Origin of the sequence: Moritella sp., from assembly GCF_033791185.1 — a bacterium.
In the GTDB taxonomy this organism is placed as follows: domain Bacteria; phylum Pseudomonadota; class Gammaproteobacteria; order Enterobacterales; family Moritellaceae; genus Moritella.
On sequence record NZ_JASJHF010000075.1, the window covers coordinates 1 to 3,719 of the forward strand.

The 3,719-nt window shown below is 42.3% G+C and carries 2 protein-coding genes; both read left to right on the forward strand.

From position 1 onward, the window contains the following. Positions 1-3,460, forward strand: a 3,460-nt coding sequence (locus QNK26_RS04720; protein WP_319221147.1) for a 2-oxoacid:acceptor oxidoreductase family protein, incomplete at its 5' end; no start/stop codon positions are given. Between the two features lie 2 nt (positions 3,461-3,462). Beyond that, the coding region (locus QNK26_RS04725; protein WP_319221149.1) for a hypothetical protein at positions 3,463-3,719 on the forward strand (257 nt) is incomplete at its 3' end.

A 3,719-nucleotide genomic window follows, 5' to 3' on the forward strand; every position in this document is an offset into this window, starting at 1 on the left:
CCAACAACGCCTTCGCCAAGCCTACCCAGACACAGAACTAATGGCATTAGAAACAGGTAAAAATCCAAACCTATTACCTGAAAGCGCAATCCGTATTCGTTTTCACTCTGTTGGGGGTTATGGCACCATAGCTACGGGTAAATTGCTTACCGATATTCTTGCAGGTGCCCTAGGTTTACATTCTAAATCAATGCCTAAATACGGCTCAGAAAAAAGTGGTGCACCAACTAACTTTTTTATTACCTTGTCACCCGAACCAATCAAAATTACCAACGCTGAATTAAAGCAAATTGATATTGCCTTGTCGCCAGATCATAAGGTGTTCATGCATACTAACCCACTAGCAGGACTATCACAGAACGGCACCTTTGTATTACAAACCCACCATACACCAGAGCAAGTATGGGAGGAATTACCACAATCTGCTCGTCAATACATACGTGACAAAAATATTAACTTTTATATCGTTGATGCCTTTAAAGTCGCTCATAAACACGCCCCTACTCCTGACTTAGAAATTAGAATGATGGGTATAGCCTTTATTGGCGCCTTGTGTGGACATGCACAACAGGTAATTGCGAATACTGATACACAGCAAATGCTAGAACGTATTGAACGACAAATTAATAAAAAATTTGGGGCCAAAGGTGAAAATGTTGTAGCAGGTAATATGGCCGTCATTCGAGATGGCGTGCAAGCAACACAAGCAGTCAACTATGCTGATTTTACTGACAATAAAAAAATCGAAATAGCGGCGCAGAAACAACATAATAAACCCAGTAACGCCAGTTGTGGTTTATTCGACCAAGCTTATTTTGATGACATTGCCGGTAAAAAATACGCAGACGGTAGTATCAGTGAGGCCCCTGTTATTCCAGGCTCTGGCATGTTCCTACCACCAACCAGTGCAATAACCAAAGACAAAGGTTTATTCCGCTTAAATGTCCCTCTATTCAACGTAGACAAATGTACAGGTTGTATGGAATGCACAATTGCTTGTCCAGATGGGGCAATACCTAACTCAGTGCATGAACTCCACGATATTCTCTATACCACCATCGCTCAACTTGAAATACCGCCAGCACAGGGTGACTTGATCAAAGCGCAAGTTCCTCTTATCTGTGATGCGATTCGCCAACAATATCTCAGTGCAGCAAAAGGCGACACATCTTCCCTTCATGTCGTGATGGCAAGTGTTATCGATAATATGACATTCGATAACCAGATGATGCAACAGCACATGGGCAATGTTTGTGCGCTACTTGAAGATGCACCGATGAGCCGCACCAAACCTTTTTTCGATGCCATGGAAAAAACACGACCAGGGTCGGGAGGCTTATTTAGCGTAGCGATTGATCCAAGTAAATGTAGTGGTTGCATGGAATGTGTCGAGGTTTGTGGCCCTAATGCACTTGAAAAAGTGCGCCAAACTAACGAACTAAACACGCTTATGCATCAACGCTTTAATAGGTTAGCGGAGATGCCAAGCACCCCTATTCGTTTTATCGAGCAGGCATCTAAGTCCAGCGGTGAAGTAAAACGATTATTATTAGATCGTGATAATTATTATGCAATGAGTACCGGGCATGGTGCTTGTCGAGGTTGCGGTGAGGTAACTGCGCTACGTTTAGTGACTTCAATAAACAGAGCACTACAGCAACAACGCTACAAATCGCATACAGAGCAATTAGAAAACCTGATTGAACAGCTACAAACTAAGCTCATTGATAATGTGATGAGTGAAAGTGATCCTCTCAGGTTTGAACGTATTCAACAAACCATTGCAATATTAGATAAGCGTTTATTCCACTTTGAACATGGCCCGACGGGTAACGGCCCTTCGGATGCACTGATTGCCAATGCAACGGGCTGTAGTAGTGTTTATGCATCAACGTTCCCAGCAAATCCTTATAATGATCCATGGGTAAATAGCTTATTCCAAGATACCCCTGCTCTTGCCAAAGGTTTATTTGAGGGTGAAGTTGCCAATCAAATTGCACAATTTAAAGCGATTCGCAGTGCGCAATTAGATATTGAAGATTGCTACGATCCACAAGTACATGATCAGCAACTACGTTATCTTGAGTGGACACAATTTTCAGATCATGAACTGGCATTATTACCCACTGTATTTAGCATCGGAGGAGATGGTGCAACTTATGATATTGGTTTTGGTGCGCTGTCACGTTTATTAACAACATCAACACCAATAAAAATATTGGTGCTTAATACAGGTAGTTACTCCAACACGGGTGGCCAAGCGTCTACCTCGAGCTTCACCGCGCAAGATTCGGATCTCAGTCGTTATGGCATAGCACATAGCGGTAAAGAGGAAGCACGTAAAGAGCTAGGTATTATTGCGAGTTTCCATCCAAAAGTAATGGTGGTGCAAACCTCAACAGCACTGCAGGGACACTTCACCTCTAATCTGATGGAATATTTGAACTATCAAGATTCTCCCGCTTTGTTTGATGTCTATACACCATGCATGGGTGAACAAGGAATTGCAGATGATGCTAGTACGCGTCATTCTCGATTGGCAGTTGAAAGTCGTATGAATCCAGTTTTTGTTCATGACCCACGCAAAGGTGAAACATTAGCAGAACGCTTCTCATTAGAAGGAAACCCTGAGCTATTACAGGATTGGGCAACGCAAACCATTACTTATACCGATCATGATGGTATGACTCAATTGAAACAACTACCATTCACCCCCGCTGATTTTGCTCTGCATGAAGGACGCTTTAAAAAACATTTCAAAGCGATCGATAACAGTGTAACGCAACTAGAAGTGGCTGATTACATCGCACTTAGTCCTGCACAGCGCATCAATAATGCACCATTTGTATGGGCAACAGATAAACAACGCCACTTAATTAGATTATGCGTTTCAGATTCTATTATTGCCCTAACAGAAGAACGCTTACGTAATTGGCGTATGTTGCAATACTTCAGCGGTCAACACTATGTGAAAACAGAACAAGATTATCAACAGCAAATAAATCAATGGCAACAACGCTATCAGCAAGCTATCGAAGCCAAAGAACAGGCTATTGATAATATGGCTAATGGATTGGCAGAGCTAGCTATGACAACGAACTCTTTTTCCGCTGAGCAAGCAATTCCGATCACACAGGTAGAAACAGCTGCATCAACGAGCAGTCCAATCGTAGCTAAGCCACAAAAGCCGCACACTAGCAACGCTCCCTTAGTTTTTATCAACGATGAAGACCAAGGAAAATGTACCGATTGTAAAACCTGTTACCAACAATTAGGTGAATTGTTTGAAAAAGTCACGATAGTAGATAACGGCGTACCAAAAGTGGTTAGCCGCGTTATTTCCAATGCACTGGACAATATTGAAATAAATGATCAGTTAATTAGCCGAGCTTCACGTATCGCTGATGAGTGTGATGCTGAAATTATCCATTTCAACGCGGCTGTGATGGCGGAGGCATAATTATGACGAGCACATTATCTCAAGCGCAACGCGACTTATTGATGAGACAAATCGAACATGATCCACTGCGCTTCCAACAGATGTTAATTGATGAAAGCCAACAAGCGATTCGTCAAACCCTCAAACAGGGCGAACTAAATTTAGCCTTTACAGAAAAATTGTGGCAGTTGTTATTGGTAGACAATGCATTAAGCGTCGCCTTGCAACGCTATTTATGGCGAGTTCCACTTAAACAAAAACGCGCTTTTATCCAAGCATT